The following is a 16,695-nucleotide window of genomic DNA, read 5'->3' on the forward strand; positions in this document are numbered from 1 at the left end:
CTCCGCTTTACGTGTGTGGTGGGGCGTCAGTTGGCCGAGATGCCGGGATCGAAGGTGAAGATCACCATCGTGCCGACGGCGAGGATCAGCACCATCGAGACGTAGAGCACGATCTTCAGCCAGAACCGGGTGCTGTCCTTGCGGGCGTAGTCGTCGATGATCGTGCGCAGCCCGTTGCCGCCGTGGATCTCGGCGAGCCACAGCATCGACAGGTCCCAGAACTGCCAGAACGGCGAGGCCCAGCGGCCGGCGACGAAGCCCCAGTTGATGCGGTGCACGCCGCCGTCGAGGATGTTCATGATGAACAGGTGGCCGAGCACCAGCACGATCAGGGCGAGGCCCGAGATGCGCATGAACAGCCAGCTGTAGAGCTCGAAGTTGCTGCGGCGGGCGGCGGCGCGCTTCGGGGCGCGCGGGCGCTCGAGAGCGAGTTCAGCCATGGTCAGTTACCCCCGAACAGCGTCTCGACGGTGCGCTTCATCATGAAGAAGGCGCCCGGAATCATCACCACGACCCAGATGGCCAGGATCGTCCAGAGCATCGGCTTCTGGAACTTGGGACCCTTCTCCCAGAAGTCGACCAGCATGACCCGGATGCCGTTGAGCGCGTGGAACAGCACCGCGCCGACGAGGCCGACCTCGAGGAGGTTGACCAGCGGGGTCTTGTAGGTCTCGATGACCTCGTTGTACGTGTCCGGCGACACGCGCACGAGCGCGGTGTCGAGCACGTGCACGAAAAGGAAGAAGAATGTCAGCACGCCGGTGATGCGGTGCAGCACCCAGGACCACATACCGGGGTCGCCCCGGTAGAACGTCCCTTGCCGGCGTGAGGCACCCGCCCGATCGCTCGCGGCCGCCTCGGTGGCGGTGCTAGCCGTGGTGGACATCGGTGAACGGCCTCCAACGTCATGGCTTGGGCCCGCTGACCGCTGGTTTCCGCGCCTGCCGCCGGGACGTCCACCTGGGGACGGCTCCGGCGACGGTGCCGAGATCATGGTCATCGAGCGTGGATAACAGGATGCTAGACCCGCACCTCACGGTGGGCTCACCTCCGGGTTCCTCTGTGTGATGGACCAGACATCGAGGGCCTCGCACGATCGAGTGACGCGGGTGGGTAACTCACCGGTTCGTCCACTGTGGACCTATGTCGGTGGGCCGCGTCGATACTCGGGTATCGACGCGGCCCACCAGGGATCTTTCGGCCTCGGCGTGCTCGCTCAGGGCAGGTTTCGCGTCACCTTGGTCACGGCCCACAAGTCGGGCGAGAACGACTCGCACTCGTACAAGGCCAGGGTGTTCGTGTAGACGTTCGGATCGTTCGGGCCCGTCGACACGTAGTTCACGACGATGTTGTGGTCGCCGGCGCAGATGCTGTGGATGTTGTCCAGCTTGACCGGGGCGAAGTCGTAGACGCCCTCGCCGCTGATGCACCAGCCGTTGAGACTGTCGGCGAACACGGTCACCTTGTTCATGTCCGTTCCAGGGCCGTTGCAGGCGACGCGATCCGCTTGCGTCGTGGCGGACGCGACGCCCATGTGCAGTGCTGTCATGACCGCGGCCAGTGAAGCCACGGTGACGATCCTGGCGATCTTGCTTCGTGTGACGCTCATTTACCCCTCCCCGGGTGTGAGACGGATGCTGCGAATCCGGTCTAACACTCGACAACAAGGAGCGTCCACACTTGGTGAATATCTCACCGGATAGTGGCCGATCGCCTGGTCGAGAGCTTGTCGGGGTTGTTCACTGTGGGTAGTGACATCGGTGGACATGTCTGCCGCCGCTCCGCTTCCGTCGGCGATGCCTCGGATCGGCCGGTTCTCGCGCGATCGGCGCCGGGCGCGCGTCCCGATTGCTCCGTCGTGATCACCGTGAGTACTCCATTCGTCGCAATTACGACTGATGAGTAAACGTTTGTGTTACGTAGCGTGCCTTTCCTATGGCAGCAAAGCGGCCGTTAGGTACCGTCTCTCGGTCGAACCCGGCAGCGTCGCCGGGTCGCTTTCTTCGGACCATCCGCTGGATCAGCGGGGAGGGAGACACACGTTGCGTCGCATGCGTGGAACCGCGCTGGCCGCCGCCGCCATGGCCGGTGCACTGGTACTTGCCGGGTGCGCGAAGGATTCGGGTGCGGGGAACAACAACAACGCGAGCTCTGGGGACCAGTCCGCCAGCTGTGTGACGGCGCCGAAGCCGCCCGCCGCGGCCCCTGCGTCGACCAGCTCCGCGCAGGCCGGTGAGAAGGTCGACGGCAGCAAGCTCAAGGTCGCGCTGGCCTTCGACGTCGGCGGCCGTGGCGACGCGTCGTTCAACGACTCCGCCGCCGCCGGTACGGACAAGGCCAAGACCGAACTCGGCATCACCGCGGTCAGCGAGAGCACCGCCGCCTCGACCGAGGACGAGGCCGCGAAGTCGCAGCGTCTCGACCAGCTCGCCGCGCAGGGCTTCAACCCGGTCATCGCGGTCGGCTTCGCCTACGCCAAGGCCGTCGGCGCCATCGCGCCGAAGTACCCGAACACCCAGTTCGCGATCATCGACGACGACTCCGTCAAGGCGCCGAACGTCACCCCGCTGGTGTTCGCCGAGGAGCAGGGTTCGTTCCTGGCCGGTGTCGCCGCCGCCTACAAGTCGAAGAAGTGCCACGTCGGCTTCGTCGGTGGCGTGAACACGCCGCTGATCCAGAAGTTCGAGGCCGGCTTCCTCCAGGGTGTGAAGGCCGTTTCGTCCAAGGCCGTCATCGAGGACGAGTACCTCACCCCGGCCGGTGACTTCTCCGGGTTCCAGGACCCGCCGAAGGGCAACGCCAAGGCCAACGCCCAGATCTCCAAGGGCGCGGACGTCCTCTACCACGCCGCCGGCGCCTCCGGTAAGGGTGTTTTCGAGGCCGCGAAGTCGAACAACGCGCTCGCGATCGGTGTCGACTCCGACCAGTACAACCAGAAGACGGTCGAGGCGTCGAAGGACGTCATCATCACCTCGATGCTGAAGCGCGTCGACGTGGCGGTGTTCGACTACCTGCGCGCGCTGGCCAAGGGTGACCTGTCGTCGCTGCCGAAGCGCTTCGACCTCAAGGTCGACGGTGTCGGCTACGCCACCTCCGGTGGCAAGGTCGACGACATCAAGGACGTCCTCGACGGCTACAAGGCGCAGATCGTCTCCGGGGCGATCACCGTCTCGGACAAGCCACAGAAGTAAGGTTCGTCTGGCAGCGGGGCTCGGGAGGGTAACCCCTTCCGAGCCCCCACCTGTTTACTCCCAGAACTGGATGGCTTTTTCATGAGCGCTCCCCAGGCCGAGGTCACCGACGCCCCCGACCGGGGTGAACCGGCCGTGCAGCTGACCGGGATCACGAAGCGATTCCCCGGTGTCGTGGCCAACTCCGACGTCAACCTCACCGTCACCAAGGGCGAGGTGCACGCCGTCTGCGGCGAGAACGGCGCGGGCAAATCGACCCTGATGAAGATCCTCTACGGCATGCAGCAGCCGGACGAGGGCGACATCGCGATCAACGGCGAACCGGTGAAACTGCGCAACCCGCAGGACGCCATCAAGGCCGGGATCGGGATGGTCCACCAGCACTTCATGCTGGCCGACAACCTGACCGTCGGGGAAAACGTCTTCCTCGGCGCGGAGAACCTGCACGGCATCGGCCGCGCGGCGAGGGCGAAGCTGGCGGAACTCGCCGAACGCGTCGGCCTGCGCGCCCGCCCGGACGCGCTGCTGGAAGAGCTCGGCGTCGCCGACCGCCAGCGCGTCGAGATCGTCAAGGTGCTCTATCGCGGCGCGCGGATCATCATCCTCGACGAGCCCACCGCGGTGCTCGTCCCGCAGGAGGTCGACGCGCTGTTCGACACCGTGCGCGCCATGCAGAAGGACGGCTTCACCTTCCTCTTCATCTCGCACAAGCTCGACGAGGTGCGCGCGATCGCCGACACGGTCACCGTGATCCGGCGCGGCACCACTGTCGGCATGGCCGATCCGAGGACGATCACCTCGCGGCAGCTGGCCGAGATGATGGTCGGTTCGGAACTGCCCACTCCCGAGACCCGCGAGTCCACCGTGACGGATCGGGATGTCCTGCGCCTGGACGACGTCTGCCTGACCGTCGAGGGGTCCGAGCGGAACGTGCTCGACCACATCTCCTTCACCGTGCACGCGGGCGAGGTGCTCGGGATCGCCGGGGTCGAGGGCAACGGCCAGACCGAACTCGTCGAGACGATCATGGGCATGCGCAAGGGCGGCGGCCGGATCGAACTGACCGAGGCCGACGGCAAGGTCGTCGAACTGCACAAACTGGGGACGCTCGCCCGCCGCGAGGCCGGCATCGGGTATATCGCCGAAGACCGCACGCGGCACAGCCTGCTGCTCACGCAACCCTTGTGGGTCAACCGGATTCTCGGTTACCAGACGCGCAAGCCGGTCGCGAAAGGACAGTTGCTCGACATCGACGGCGCACGGGAGGACACCCGCCGCATCGTCGAGGAGTACGACGTCCGCACGCCGGGCATCGACGTCCCCGCCGCCGCGCTTTCCGGCGGCAACCAGCAGAAGCTGATCGTCGGACGCGAGCTTTCCGGCGACCCGGTCCTGCTGATCGCTTCGCATCCGACGCGCGGTGTCGACGTCGGCGCGCAGGCGCTGATCTGGGAGCAGATCCGCCAGGCCCGCGCGGCCGGGCTGGCCGTCCTGCTGATTTCGGCCGACCTCGATGAGCTGATCGGGCTGTCGGACACCATTCAGGTCATGCTGCGCGGGCGACTCGTCGGCGAGGCCGACCCCGCGACCGTGACCCCGCAGCAACTGGGCTCCGCGATGACGGGTGCTTCCGAAGATTCCGAAGAGGAAGGTGCAGCGTGAGTAGCTGGCGTACGAGGCTGCTGCCGCCTCTGCTCGCGATCGTTTTCGCCGTCATCCTGACCGCGATCGCGCTGATCATCTCGGGCGCTGATCCGCTCCAGGCCTACGGCACGATGGTCGGGCAGCTGTTCAAGGGCTCGACCGCGGTCGACACGGTGAACCTCGCGACGGTCTACTACCTGTCCGGGCTCGCGGTGGCCATCGGCTTCCAGATGAACCTCTTCAACATCGGTGTCGAGGGTCAGTACCGGTTCGCCGCCATCGTCACCGCCATCATCGGCGGGGCGCTGCGGCTGCCGCCGGTGATCCACGTGCTCGCGATCCTGGTCGTCGCCGTCCTGAGCGGCATGCTCTACGCGGCGATCCCCGCGGTGCTGAAGGTGACCCGAGGCGTTTCCGAGGTCATCTCGACGATCATGCTGAACGCGATCGTCGGCGGCATCGTGGCGTTCCTGGTCAACGCCGACCAGTTCGGCGTACAGACCGGCAACAACATCGCCACCCGAGAGATCGCCGAAACCGGCCGGATCCCCGGTATCCCGATCGGGTCCGGCGAGCTGTTCGGCTTCGTGATCATCGCCGCGCTGATCGGCGCGGCCTATTGGTTCATGCTCAACCGGACCCGGTTCGGATTCGAGCTGAAGGCGTCCGGCGAATCGACGACGGCGGCCGCGGCCGGCGGGGTCAACGCCAAGAAGATGACGCTGATCGCGATGCTGCTTTCCGGCGGTGTCGCCGGTCTGATCGCGATGCCGGAACTGCTCGGCCGCGACTTCTCCTACGGCATCACCTCGACCCAGATGTACGGCTTCACCGGCATCGCGGTCGCTCTGCTCGGCCGCAACCACCCGGCCGGGATCGCGCTGGGCGCCCTGCTGTGGGCGTTCCTCGACCGGTCCGCGGTGTCGCTGGAGCAGATCAACGTGTCCAAAGAGATCGCCACGATCATGCAGGGCGTGATCGTGCTGTCGGTCGTCATCGCGTACGAGATCGTGCGCCGCGCGGACCTGGCCGCCGAACAGCGTCGCGTGGGTCGCGCGCTGGCGGGCAAGGGTTCCAGCGTGTCCGAGGGAGGTGCGGTGTGACCACCGCGGATGTACTTTCGCCCAACTCGGGCGGGACCACCATGCCGGTGAAACCGCCGAAGCGGCGTATCCCCGGCTGGCTCAAGGGCGCCATCTGGGGTCTGCTGGCGGTCGGTGTCCTCGCGATCGCGTCGTACGCCACCGGCGTCAACACGCTGACCTCGACCAACACCGCGCACACCGCGCTGCGGCTGGCGCTGCCGATCCTGCTGTGCGCGCTCGGCGGCCTCTGGGCCGAACGCGCGGGCGTGATCAACATCGGCCTCGAAGGCATGATGATCCTCGGCACCTGGGGCGCCGCGTGGGGCGCGTACCACGGCGGGGTCTGGGCCGGGCTGATCTCGGCGGTCGTGTTCGGCGCGCTCGGCGGTCTGCTGCACGCCGTCGCGACGGTGACCTTCAACGTCAACCACATCGTCTCCGGTGTGGCGATCAACCTGCTGGGTCTCGGCGTCGCGAAATACCTCGCGAACCTGGTGTTCACCCCGCTTTCGGGGAACCCGCGTCAGTCGCCGCCGGTCCCGAAGTTCGACACCTATTCGGCGACGTTCCTCTCGGACTGGTTGTCGGACCTGGAAAAGATGCAGCGTGTCTTCATCTCCGACCTGGCCGGGATCCTCAACGGCCTGGTCACCGAGGTCGCGCCACTGACGATGATCGCGATCGCGCTGGTGCCGATCAGCTACCTGGTGCTGTGGCGCACGCGGTTCGGCCTGCGGCTGCGGTCCTGCGGTGAGAACCCGGTCGCGGCCGAGTCCCTCGGCGTGAACGTCTACCTGCACAAGTACGTCGCCATGATCATCTCCGGCGGGCTCGCCGGGATGGGTGGCGCGTCGCTCGTGCTGCTCGCCGGCGGCGCGGACTACCTGGAGAACCAGACCAACAACCGCGGGTACATCGGCCTCGCGGCGATGATCTTTGGCAACTGGCGGCCGGGCGGCCTGCTCGGCGGCGCGGCTCTGTTCGGGTACGCGGACGGTCTCCAGCTCGCCGGTGGCGGTACGGCGGTGCTCGCGCTGCTGTACGGCGCGGTGATCCTGCTGGCCGTGATCGTGGCCGTGCAGCTGTTCCGCCGTCAGTGGATCGCCGCGGCGCTCGGCGTCGTCGGCGCGGGCGCGCTGTACGCGATCTACTGGACCAACGACGACCTGCCCAGCGACCTCATCCCGTACACGGCGCACTTCGTGACGCTGATCGTGCTGGCGGTCGCTTCGCAGCGGCTGCGGCCGCCCAAGGCAGACGGTGCGCTGTACCGGCGAGGTGAGGACTGACATGGCCGAGTACGACTGGGAAGCCCTGCGGGCTCAAGCCGTCGAGGCGGCGAAGTCGGCGTACGCGCCGTACTCGCGACTGCACGTCGGTGTCGCGGCGGTGGTGGACGACGGCCGGATCGTCGTCGGCTGCAACGTCGAAAACGCTTCGTACGGCTTGGGAATGTGCGCGGAGTGCACGATGGCGGGCCAGCTGCGGCTGACCGGCGGCGGCAAGCTCGTCGCCGTCGCGTGCCGCAGCGGTGAAGGCGATCTGCTGATGCCGTGCGGGCGCTGCCGTCAGATCCTGTTCGAGCACGGCGGCGCGGAGTGCCTTGTGGACACTCCCAGCGGCATCCTGCCGATGTCGGCGGTGCTGCCGGACGCTTTCGGGCCGGACGACCTGCCATGAGCGCGTTCGCCGCCGTCGACGTCATCCGCGCGAAGCGGGACGGCGGACGGCTCACCGACGAGCAGATCGACTGGACCATCGACGCGTACACGCGTGGCGACATCGCCGAGGAACAGATGGCCGCGCTCGCGATGGCTATCTTCCTGCGAGGGATGGACTCCGGCGAGATCGCGCGGTGGACCGGCGCGATGATCGAATCGGGGGAGCGGCTGGACCTGAAGGTCAGCCGTCCGACGATCGACAAGCATTCGACGGGCGGGGTCGGCGACAAGATCACGCTGCCGCTGGCGCCGCTCGTGGCGGCTTGTGGCGCGGCCGTGCCGCAGCTGTCCGGGCGCGGGCTCGGGCACACCGGCGGGACGCTCGACAAACTGGAGTCGATCCCGGGCTGGCGTGCCGCTTTGTCGACGTCGGAAATCATCCGGCAGCTCGACGACGTCGGCGCGGTGGTCTGCGCGGCGACGTCGGGGCTGGCTCCCGCGGACAAGAAGCTGTACGCGCTGCGGGATGTGACGTCGACGGTGGAGTCGATCCCGCTGATCGCGAGCTCGATCATGAGCAAGAAGATCGCGGAAGGCTCGGCCGGGCTGGTCCTCGACGTGAAGACCGGTTCGGGCGCGTTCATGAAGACGCTGCCGCAGGCGCGGGAACTCGCGCGGACCCTGGTGGAGATCGGGACCGCGCACGGCGTCGCGACCACGGCGCTGATCACGGACATGAACGTGCCGTTGGGGCATGCCGTCGGGAACGCGATCGAGATCGCGGAGTCGGTCGAGGTGCTGCGCGGCGGTGGTCCGGCGGACGTCGTCGAGCTGACGGTGGCGTTGGCGTGGGAGATGCTGGCGCTGGCCGGGCTGTCCGATGTGGACCCGGCCGCGGTGCTCGCGTCGGGTAAGGCCTACGAGACGTGGTGCCGGATGATCGCCGCTCAGGGCGGGGATCCGGAGGCCGCTCTGCCGCGGCCCAAGCACGTCCATGTCGTCCCGGCTCCTTCGTCCGGCGTCTTGGCTTCGCTGGACGCGTACTCGGTCGGGGTCGCCGCTTGGCGGCTCGGGGCCGGACGGGCGCGCAAGGAGGACCCGGTGCAGGCCGCGGCCGGCGTCCTGTGCCTGGCGAAGCCGGGCGACGAGGTGACGGCCGGGCAGCCGCTGCTGGAGCTGCACACGGACACTTCGGACGCCGTTCCGGCGGCCCTCGCCGCGCTCGCCGACGCCTACTCGGTGGGCTCCTCGGCTCCGGCGCCTGCGCCTTTGGTGCTGGAGACCGTGCGCGCCTGATCGACTTTCGCGGGCTAATCGCGATCTGTGGTCGCCGAAGTACATGAAGGCCCCCGTCCCGAGGCGGAGCCAGGGGACGGGGGCCTTCACGCGCGAAAGAGGTCAGTCGGTGGTCTCGTCGGTGCCGTCGGCCTTGGCCTTGGCGTCGGCCGCCTTGGGAGCCCGGCCGTTGCGCGAGCTGCGACGCGGCTGACGCGGGGCGGGCGGCGGCGGGGCGATCTGCTGCACGGCCGGGCCGCCGCCGAGCATCAGCTCCGCGAAGGTCGCCATGGCCTCGTCCAGCTGGCCACCGATGCGGCGCACGGACTCGTCGTTGCTCTTGCGCACCAGCGTGTCGACCGAGTCGGTGTCCGGCTGCTTCTGGAGCGTGCTCTCGACCTTCGACAGACCGGAGCGGATCGAGCCGTCGAGGTCGCCGAGGCGTCCGGTGAAGCCGTCCTCGACCTTGTCGAGCCGCTCCGCCAGGTCGTCCAGCCGCGAGGTGACCTTCTCGAGGCGGTCGCCGAGGCCGTCGAGGCGCTCCGAGGCGTCGATCATCTCGCCGGTCTCGGTCAGCGCGGTCTTCAGCGCCTCGGTGTTCGCGGCCAGGCTGTCCTTGGTGGCCTTGTCGAGGTTCTCGACGCGGGTGCGCAGCTCGCGGTCGACGGTGTCGACGCGGTCGCGCAGGGTCGACTCGGCCTGCTCGACGCGCTCACGCACCGGGCCGATCACGGCCTGCGGCAGCGAGTCGGTCTTCACGTCCTGCTTGTCGAGGTGCGCGCCGAGCTCGTCGAGACGGCGGTGGATGTTCTGGAGCTTGTCTTCGAGCCCGTCCATCCGGCCCCCGACGCCTTCGAGGCGCGCGGCCATGCCGTCGAGGCGGCCGTCGAGCTGGGCGAACGGCTTGGCCAGCTTGTCGACGATGCTTTCCACGGCGCGGGTCAGCGCGGCGATCGCGGTGTCCTGCGCTTCGAGGCGCGACATGGTCTCGTCGAGCCGCTCGGCGAGCACGCTGGTCTCGGTGCGGTCGGGCATCTCCGAGAGGCGCTTGCGGACCGCGCCGAGCGAGTCGACCGGCGCCAGACGTGCGTAGATGTCGTCGAGCGCGTCGAAGATCTGCTGCTGTTCGCTCTCACGCACTTCGGCCGCGCGCACCAGCATGTTGCGCATCCGGTCGAAGGACGGGGCTGCAATGTGGTTGTCAGTGGTCACTGCGGTGTCCTTCGTGGGCGGGGAAATGGGAGGGACGTGCCGTGAAGCTTATCCATTGCGAAATTGCTGTGCGTATGGCCCCCGGGTATCGGACAATGCCGAGCTCTGACCCTGATGGCCGATTCAGCCCGTGATCCACAAAGCCGAGGGTTAACCAGAGGCTGGGACTTACCACCATGTAGGGGAATGACAGCCTGGTTACCGTTACGTATGTCCTCTGAAAGCAGCAGACCCCGCGTCCCGGAGGCGGTACTGGCCCGCGCTCCCAAGGTTCTCCTCCACGACCACCTGGACGGCGGATTGCGTCCCGCGACGGTCGCCGAACTCGCCGAACAGACCGGGTACCAGGCCCTTCCGGTCACCGATCCGGTCGCGCTCGGACGTTGGTTCCGCGACGCCGCCGATTCCGGCTCCCTCGTCTCGTACCTTGAGACGTTCGCGCACACCTGCGGCGTGATGCAGACCGAGGAAGCGCTGGTCAGGGTGGCCGCCGAGGCGGTCGAAGACCTCGCTGCCGACGGGGTCGTCTACGCCGAGGTGCGCTACGCGCCCGAACTCTTCGTCGAACGCGGACTGTCACTCGATGCGGTGGTCGAGGCCGTTCAGGCCGGGTTCGAGGAAGGTGAACGGAGAGTGGCGGCCGCGGGCGGCCGGATCCGCGTCGGAACGTTGCTCTGCGCGATGCGCCAGCACGCCAGGGCACTCGAGATCGCCGGTCTCGCCGTGCGCTACCGCGACGCCGGCGTGGTCGGGTTCGACATCGCCGGACCGGAAGACGGATTTCCGCCTACCAGAAATCTGGACGCATTCGAGTTTCTGCGGACGAATAATGCGCATTTCACCATTCACGCCGGTGAGGCGTTCGGGCTCGCGTCGATTTGGGAGGCGATTCAGCATTGCGGCGCGGAGCGGCTCGGCCACGGTGTGCGCATCGTCGACGACATCAAGACCGACAGCGACGGCACGGTCCATTTGGGACGGTTGGCCGCCTACGTCCGCGACCGCCGGATCCCGCTGGAGATCTGCCCCACGTCCAATGTCCAGACGGGAGCGGCGCGCTCGATCGGCGAACACCCCATCGGCCTGCTCGCCCGGCTGCGCTTCCGGGTCACCGTCAACACCGACAACCGGCTGATGAGCGGCTGCTCGATGACCAGCGAATTCGCCGCCCTGGCCGAGGCCTTCGGCTTCGGGCTGGCCGATCTGGAGTGGTTCACCATCAATGCGATGAAATCCGCGTTCCTCGATTTCGATCAGCGGCTCGACATCATCAACACGGTGATCAAGCCCGGCTACGCGGCCTTGCGTTAGTTAGCACCGGCAACTATCGTTCACTATGTAGGAGTTAATTCCCAAATAGTGGAACGGTGACGAAGATGGCGCAGGTCGTGGACGTGGGGATCGGCGGCAAACGACGCTGGCTCATCCTCGCGCTCGGTCTCGCCGCGCAGACCGCGAGCTGTTCGTTCCTCTACGGGATCCCGTTCCTGGTGCCGTCCATGCAGCGTGCGGAGGGCCTCACGCTCGCCGAAGCGGGCACGGTGGTCGCGGCGCCGAGTCTTGGCCTGCTGTTCACCTTGATCCTGTGGGGTGCGGCCGCCGACCGTTACGGAGAGCGTTTGGTAATGGCCCTCGGACTCGGCGTCTCGGGGTTACTCCTCGTGTACGCCGCCGTCGGCGCCCACTCGCTCGGGGCCCTCTTTGGAGTGTTCCTGCTCGCCGGTGCGAGCACCGCGTCAGTGAACGCCGCGAGCGGCCGGGCCGTCCTCGGCTGGTTCGGTCCGGCCGAACGCGGGTTCGCGATGGGCATCCGCCAGATGGCGCAGCCGCTCGGAGTGGGCGTCGCCGCCTTCGGCCTCCCGCCGCTCGCGGACCGCTGGGGCTTCCAGGTCTCGCTCATGCTGCCCGCGCTGACCGCCGTCGTCGTCGCGCTCCTGGTGGCCTGGCTCCTGGTCGACCCGCCGCGTCCGGAGTCCGCGACCGCGCCGGGGGAGAAGCCTCCGTCGCCGTACCGGAAGCCGGCGCTGTGGCGCGTCCACGGCGCGAGCGCGCTGCTCGTCGTCCCGCAGTTCACCGTCTCCGCGTTCACGCCCGTGTACCTCGTGACCGTGCACCACTGGACGGCCGCGTCGGCGGGCTGGTTCGTCGGCGCCGTCCAGATCCTGGGCGCGCTGGGCAGGCTCGTTTCGGGCCGCTGGTCCGACCGCGTCGGCAGCCGGTTGCGGCCGATGCGGCAACTGGCGGTCGCGAGCGCGGCGGTCATGCTGCTCGTCGCCGTCGGGGACGCGACCTGGCCGTGGCTGGTGCTGCTCGCGATCGTGCTGGCCGCGGTGATCACCGTGTCCGACAACGGACTCGGTTTCACCGCGTCGGCCGAGATGGCCGGGCTCGCCTGGGCGGGCCGGGCGATGGGCACGCAGAACACCGGCCAGAACATCGCCGCCGCCCTGACCCCGCCGATGCTGGGCCTGGTCATCGGCGACTCGCGCTACGCCCTGGCCTTCTGCGTCGCCGCCGTCTTCCCGGCGCTGGCCGTGGCCCTGGTGCCCGTCAAAGACGAAAAGAGCCCCTCAGGACGAACCTGAGGGGCTCTTTCACGGATGGATCAGACGACCGTGAGGCGGTTCTCGAAGGTCTCGACGAGCTTGCGCCATTCGGACTGCTCGGCGTCGAACGGAGCGCTCGGCTCCAGCCGCGTGGGGTCCGGCCGCAGCACGAACGACACCAGCCAGCCGAGGCTTTCGTTGGCGGCCAGCGCGGTTTCGACGCTGTCGTCGTCGGCCCATTCGGCGGCGTCGGTGATCAGCTCGACGGCCAGCTCCAGCTGGGTCGGGTCGATCGACTCGGGGCCTTCGGCGATGTCGTCGGCGATCCCGTTCAGCACGTAGGTGTTCTCGGTGTCGACGTCGATCTCGAGCTCGCCCGCGGTGGCCTTCGTGGTCACCTCGTCCCAAGTGGACACTTGGGCGAGGTCGTTGTCCGCCAGCTCCTTGCCGTCCGCGATCGCGCGGATGAGGGCCTTCTCGGAGGTGAAGACGTCGATCTCGCCTTCGCTGCCGAGGAAGATCGGCTTGTCGTCGAGGTAGCAGCGCAGCGTGTAGTACTCGGCGCCGGAGGTGATGATCTTGATCGGGTCGATGCCGACCTCGCCCCAGAAGCCGACGGGCTCGTCGTCTTCGTCCTCGTCGTCCGCGTCGACGTCTTCGAGGTCCTCGTTCTCGGCCGCGGCGGCCTCGGCTTCGGCGGACTCCGCGAGGAAGGTCGCGAGCTCCTCCGCCGTCTGGTCGAGGACCTTCTCGTCGACGTCGGGAACGGTCACCAGACCGTCGATCGCGTCGAGCACGGTGTCCCACTTCTCGGAGACCGCCTGCGACAGGTCCGCCCAGAGGCGCTCGCCGTCACGGCCGGAGAAGGGCAGCGTGCCCTGGTCCAGCAGCGAGAAGCTCTCGTGCGCGTCGAGGACCTCGTGGACCTCTTCGAGCTCGCAGACGTCCGCGAGCGAACGCACGATGCCGATGATCTCGGCCAGCTCGCCCAGCGTCCACTGGTCCGGCTTCTCGGCGACCAGCTCGGGGACGCCCACCAGGTCGTAGGTGTGGTCGTCGTCCGGGATCAGCTCGGGCACGTTCAGCGCCGGCACGACCTCCCACGCGGGGTGGTCGAGCAGGTCGTGCTGCTCGGAGGTCCGCACGAATGCTGCGAGGTGCGCGGCGTCCGGGAAGGCGTACAGGTCTTCCTCGTCGCCGAGGAAGGCTTCCCACTCCTCGCCGTCTTCCCGCCAGCGCGGCGCCCAGAGAGTGACGACGTCACCCTGTGGCAGGCCGAGTTCGATCGGGATGATGTCCTGTGCCATTCCTTAGCCCTCTCGGATTACCGCCTGTGTGCGCGCGGCCGGGTGATGCTTGCCCGGTGGGTGCGCGGTACCGCGAAGCCTACGGGTTTCCGCCGATGGGCGCGATCACCCCTGGGCAAGAAGCGACCAACGGATGGCACGATAGGCCTTCTGATGACACTTACAGACCTCCTGCCTGCGGCTCCCGACCCCGACTCGCTGTTCGAAGCCTTCTCGACCTGGACAGCCGAGCGCGGGCTGGAGCTGTACCCCGCGCAGGAGGAGGCCATCATCGAGGTGGTCTCCGGGGCGAACCTGATCCTGTCCACGCCGACGGGCTCGGGCAAGAGCCTGGTCGCGGTCGGGGCCCACTTCACCGCGCTCGCGCACGGCCGCCGCAGCTTCTACACGGCGCCCATCAAAGCCCTGGTCTCGGAGAAGTTCTTCCAGCTCATCGAGATCTTCGGCGCGGAGAACGTCGGGATGATGACCGGGGACTCGGCGGTGAACGCCGACGCGCCGATCATCTGCTGCACGGCGGAAATCCTGGCGAACATGGCGCTGCGGTTCGGCGCCGACGCGCCGGTCGGCCAGGTCATCGCGGACGAGTTCCACTTCTACTCGGAGCCGGATCGCGGCTGGGCCTGGCAGGTGCCGCTGCTGGAGCTGCCGAAGGCGCAGTTCGTGCTGATGTCGGCGACGCTGGGCGACGTCTCGTTCTTCGAAAAAGATCTCACCCGGCGCACGGGCCGCCCGACCGCGGTGGTCACCTCGGCGGAACGGCCGGTGCCGCTCACCTTCCGCTACGCGCTGACGCCGTTGCACGAGACGATGTCCGAGCTGCTCAACGGCGGTCAGTCGCCGGTCTACGTCGTGCACTTCTCGCAGGCCGCCGCGATCGAGCGCGCGCAGACGCTGATGAGCATCAACGTCACCTCGAAGGCGGAGAAGGAGGCCATCGCCGAGATGCTCGGCGACTTCCGGTTCTCGGCCGGGTTCGGGAAGACGTTGTCCCGGCTGGTCCGGCACGGCATCGGCGTGCACCACGCCGGCATGCTGCCGAAGTACCGCCGCCTGGTCGAGCAGCTCGCGCAAGCCGGGCTGCTGAAGGTGATCTGCGGGACCGACACGCTCGGCGTCGGCATCAACGTACCTATTCGCACAGTGGTCTTCTCCGCGCTGACGAAGTACGACGGCGTGCGGCAACGGCATCTCAAGGCGCGTGAGTTCCACCAGATCGCCGGGCGCGCGGGGCGGGCCGGGTACGACACCGACGGCTACGTCGTCGTGCAGGCACCGGACCACGTCGTCGAAAACGCCAAGGCGCTGGAGAAGGCGGGCGACGATCCCAAGAAGAAAAAGAAGATCGTCCGCAAGAAGGCGCCCGAAGGGTTCGTCAACTGGACGGAGAGCACCTTCGACCGGCTGATCGCGGCCGAGCCGGAGCCGCTGACGTCGAGCTTCCACGTCAGTCACTCGATGCTGCTGAACGTCGTCTCCCGGCCGGGCAACGCGTTCGACTCGATGCGGCATCTGCTGGAGGACAACCATTCCGACCGTCCCGCTCAGCGGAAGCTGATCCTGCGCGCGATCGCGATCTACCGCGCGCTGCTCGCGGCCGGTGTCGTGGAGCGGCTCGAAGAACCCGACGAGCAGGGCCGGATCATCCGGCTCACCGTGGACCTGCAGTTCGACTTCGCGCTGAACCAGCCGCTTTCACCGTTCGCGCTGGCCGCGATCGAACTGCTCGACGTCGAATCGCCGTCGTATCCGCTCGACGTCGTGTCCATTGTGGAATCCACAGTGGACAATCCGAGGCCGGTGCTGTCGCAGCAGCAGTTCAAGGCGCGCGGCGAGGCCGTCCAGGCGATGAAGGCCGAGGGCATCGAATACGACGAGCGGATGGAACTGCTCGAAAACGTCACGTATCCGAAACCGCTGGAAGAACTGCTGGAGGCGGCGTATTCCCGCTACCGGCAAGGGCATCCGTGGGTCGAGGACTACGAGCTCAAGCCGAAGTCGGTCGTGCGCGACATGTACGAGCGCGCGATGAACTTCGTGGAGTACATCGGTTTCTACCAGCTCGCCCGTTCCGAAGGGCTGGTGCTGCGGTACCTCACCGACACCTACGACTCGCTCCGGCACACGGTTCCCGACGAGGCCAAGGACGAGGGGCTGCAGGACCTCATCGAATGGCTCGGCGAACTGGTGCGCCAGGTCGACTCCAGCCTCCTCGACGAGTGGGAAGCCTTGCGGCATCCCGAAGAGGAGGGCCCGGTTTCGGCGCGGCCGCCGTCCGAGCCGCCCGCGGTCACGCGGAACGAGCGCGCCTTCCGGGTGCTCGTGCGGAACGAGCTGTTCCGCCGGGTCGAGCTCGCCGCCCGGCGTTCCTACGGGACGCTCGGCGAGCTGGACGCGGCTTCCGGCTGGGACGCCGACGCGTGGGAAGACGCCATCGAGGACTACTACGACGAGCACGAAACGCTCGGCATCGGGCCGGACGCGCGCGGGCCGAAGCTGCTGATCATCGAGCAGGAGAAGGAGATCTGGCGCGTGCGGCAGATCTTCGACGATCCGGCGGGCGATCACGACTGGGGCATCGGCGCCGAGGTCGACCTGGCGGCTTCGGACGAGGCGGGTTCGGCGGTCATCCGGATCACCGCGGTGGACCGGCTCTGACGTCCGAGGCCGCTCGACCCCTGTAGGCGCGCACCGTGGCGTCATGGCGCAAGAAACCGGACTTGGTCCAGCAGTCCGAGATGCAACAAGTGCTCGACACCGCATTCGAACAAGCG

At 67.8% G+C, this 16,695-nt stretch carries 14 protein-coding genes; 9 read left to right on the forward strand and 5 right to left on the reverse strand.

Annotation, left to right across the window (positions count from 1 at the left end; all coding sequences use genetic code 11):
* Positions 1-26 precede the first annotated feature (26 nt).
* The 3 genes from AB0N89_RS16035 to AB0N89_RS16045 form a co-directional block, all read right to left on the reverse strand.
* On the reverse strand, positions 27-440 hold the full coding sequence (locus AB0N89_RS16035) for a succinate dehydrogenase hydrophobic membrane anchor subunit (protein ID WP_005165555.1): 414 nt from the start codon (positions 438-440) through the stop codon (positions 27-29).
* Between the two features lie 2 nt (positions 441-442).
* Complete coding sequence (sdhC, locus tag AB0N89_RS16040) at positions 443-886, reverse strand: succinate dehydrogenase, cytochrome b556 subunit (RefSeq protein WP_073847418.1); 444 nt, start codon at positions 884-886, stop codon at positions 443-445.
* A gap of 330 nt (positions 887-1,216) precedes the next feature.
* Complete coding sequence (locus AB0N89_RS16045; RefSeq protein ID WP_364204984.1) at positions 1,217-1,609, reverse strand: hypothetical protein; 393 nt, start codon at positions 1,607-1,609, stop codon at positions 1,217-1,219.
* 442 nt (positions 1,610-2,051) lie between these two features.
* Here AB0N89_RS16045 and AB0N89_RS16050 point away from each other — a divergent pair, with 442 nt between their 5' ends.
* The 6 genes from AB0N89_RS16050 (at position 2,052) to AB0N89_RS16075 (ending at position 8,877) form a co-directional block, all read left to right on the forward strand.
* The gene (locus AB0N89_RS16050; RefSeq protein ID WP_364204986.1) at positions 2,052-3,191 is read left to right on the forward strand and encodes a BMP family ABC transporter substrate-binding protein; all 1,140 of its coding nucleotides are present in this window, start codon (positions 2,052-2,054) and stop codon (positions 3,189-3,191) included.
* 81 nt (positions 3,192-3,272) lie between these two features.
* Positions 3,273-4,853: an ABC transporter ATP-binding protein gene (locus tag AB0N89_RS16055; protein ID WP_364204988.1), complete on the forward strand. Its 1,581-nt coding sequence runs from the start codon at positions 3,273-3,275 to the stop codon at positions 4,851-4,853.
* Positions 4,850-5,938, forward strand: a complete 1,089-nt coding sequence (locus tag AB0N89_RS16060) for an ABC transporter permease (RefSeq protein ID WP_364204989.1) — start codon at positions 4,850-4,852, stop codon at positions 5,936-5,938. The genes AB0N89_RS16055 and AB0N89_RS16060 overlap by 4 nt, the downstream gene beginning before the upstream one ends.
* Complete coding sequence (locus tag AB0N89_RS16065; RefSeq protein ID WP_364204991.1) at positions 5,935-7,209, forward strand: ABC transporter permease; 1,275 nt, start codon at positions 5,935-5,937, stop codon at positions 7,207-7,209. Before AB0N89_RS16060 ends, AB0N89_RS16065 begins: the two co-directional genes overlap by 4 nt.
* 1 nt (position 7,210) lies before the next feature.
* Positions 7,211-7,600: a cytidine deaminase gene (locus tag AB0N89_RS16070; RefSeq protein ID WP_364204993.1), complete on the forward strand. Its 390-nt coding sequence runs from the start codon at positions 7,211-7,213 to the stop codon at positions 7,598-7,600.
* Positions 7,597-8,877: a thymidine phosphorylase gene (locus AB0N89_RS16075; protein WP_364204995.1), complete on the forward strand. Its 1,281-nt coding sequence runs from the start codon at positions 7,597-7,599 to the stop codon at positions 8,875-8,877. The genes AB0N89_RS16070 and AB0N89_RS16075 overlap by 4 nt, the downstream gene beginning before the upstream one ends.
* Before the next feature lie 102 nt (positions 8,878-8,979).
* On the opposite strand, the gene AB0N89_RS16080 is transcribed toward AB0N89_RS16075, so the two are convergent.
* Positions 8,980-10,068, reverse strand: a complete 1,089-nt coding sequence (locus AB0N89_RS16080) for a PA containing protein (RefSeq protein ID WP_364204997.1) — start codon at positions 10,066-10,068, stop codon at positions 8,980-8,982.
* A gap of 210 nt (positions 10,069-10,278) precedes the next feature.
* Between AB0N89_RS16080 and AB0N89_RS16085 the strand changes: the two genes are divergently transcribed.
* A complete protein-coding gene (locus AB0N89_RS16085; RefSeq protein WP_364204999.1) occupies positions 10,279-11,379 on the forward strand; it encodes an adenosine deaminase in 1,101 nt (366 codons plus the stop codon).
* A 65-nt stretch (positions 11,380-11,444) separates the two neighbouring features.
* Entirely contained in the window at positions 11,445-12,653 is a 1,209-nt protein-coding gene (locus AB0N89_RS16090; protein ID WP_364205009.1) for an MFS transporter, read from the forward strand.
* 20 nt (positions 12,654-12,673) lie between these two features.
* On the opposite strand, the gene AB0N89_RS16095 is transcribed toward AB0N89_RS16090, so the two are convergent.
* A complete protein-coding gene (locus AB0N89_RS16095) occupies positions 12,674-13,921 on the reverse strand; it encodes a primosomal protein (RefSeq protein ID WP_364205001.1) in 1,248 nt (415 codons plus the stop codon).
* 153 nt (positions 13,922-14,074) lie between these two features.
* Between AB0N89_RS16095 and AB0N89_RS16100 the strand changes: the two genes are divergently transcribed.
* Complete coding sequence (locus tag AB0N89_RS16100; RefSeq protein WP_364205003.1) at positions 14,075-16,579, forward strand: DUF3516 domain-containing protein; 2,505 nt, start codon at positions 14,075-14,077, stop codon at positions 16,577-16,579.
* Positions 16,580-16,695: the final 116 nt, after the last annotated feature.

The sequence above is a fragment of the Amycolatopsis sp. NPDC089917 genome (genome assembly GCF_040684635.1).
Classification (GTDB): domain Bacteria; phylum Actinomycetota; class Actinomycetes; order Mycobacteriales; family Pseudonocardiaceae; genus Amycolatopsis.

What these genes read in the sequence shown, in the direction of transcription:
- AB0N89_RS16035 (WP_005165555.1), bottom strand. Translation starts at nt 440, where the DNA reads ATGGCTGAACTCGCTCTCGAGCGCCCGCGCGCCCCGAAGCGCGCCGCC.
- sdhC (WP_073847418.1), bottom strand. Translation starts at nt 886, where the DNA reads ATGTCCACCACGGCTAGCACCGCCACCGAGGCGGCCGCGAGCGATCGG.
- AB0N89_RS16045 (WP_364204984.1), bottom strand. Translation starts at nt 1,609, where the DNA reads ATGAGCGTCACACGAAGCAAGATCGCCAGGATCGTCACCGTGGCTTCA.
- AB0N89_RS16050 (WP_364204986.1), top strand. Translation starts at nt 2,052, where the DNA reads ATGCGTGGAACCGCGCTGGCCGCCGCCGCCATGGCCGGTGCACTGGTA.
- AB0N89_RS16055 (WP_364204988.1), top strand. Translation starts at nt 3,273, where the DNA reads ATGAGCGCTCCCCAGGCCGAGGTCACCGACGCCCCCGACCGGGGTGAA.
- AB0N89_RS16070 (WP_364204993.1), top strand. Translation starts at nt 7,211, where the DNA reads ATGGCCGAGTACGACTGGGAAGCCCTGCGGGCTCAAGCCGTCGAGGCG.
- AB0N89_RS16075 (WP_364204995.1), top strand. Translation starts at nt 7,597, where the DNA reads ATGAGCGCGTTCGCCGCCGTCGACGTCATCCGCGCGAAGCGGGACGGC.
- AB0N89_RS16085 (WP_364204999.1), top strand. Translation starts at nt 10,279, where the DNA reads ATGTCCTCTGAAAGCAGCAGACCCCGCGTCCCGGAGGCGGTACTGGCC.
- AB0N89_RS16090 (WP_364205009.1), top strand. Translation starts at nt 11,445, where the DNA reads ATGGCGCAGGTCGTGGACGTGGGGATCGGCGGCAAACGACGCTGGCTC.
- AB0N89_RS16095 (WP_364205001.1), bottom strand. Translation starts at nt 13,921, where the DNA reads ATGGCACAGGACATCATCCCGATCGAACTCGGCCTGCCACAGGGTGAC.
- AB0N89_RS16100 (WP_364205003.1), top strand. Translation starts at nt 14,075, where the DNA reads ATGACACTTACAGACCTCCTGCCTGCGGCTCCCGACCCCGACTCGCTG.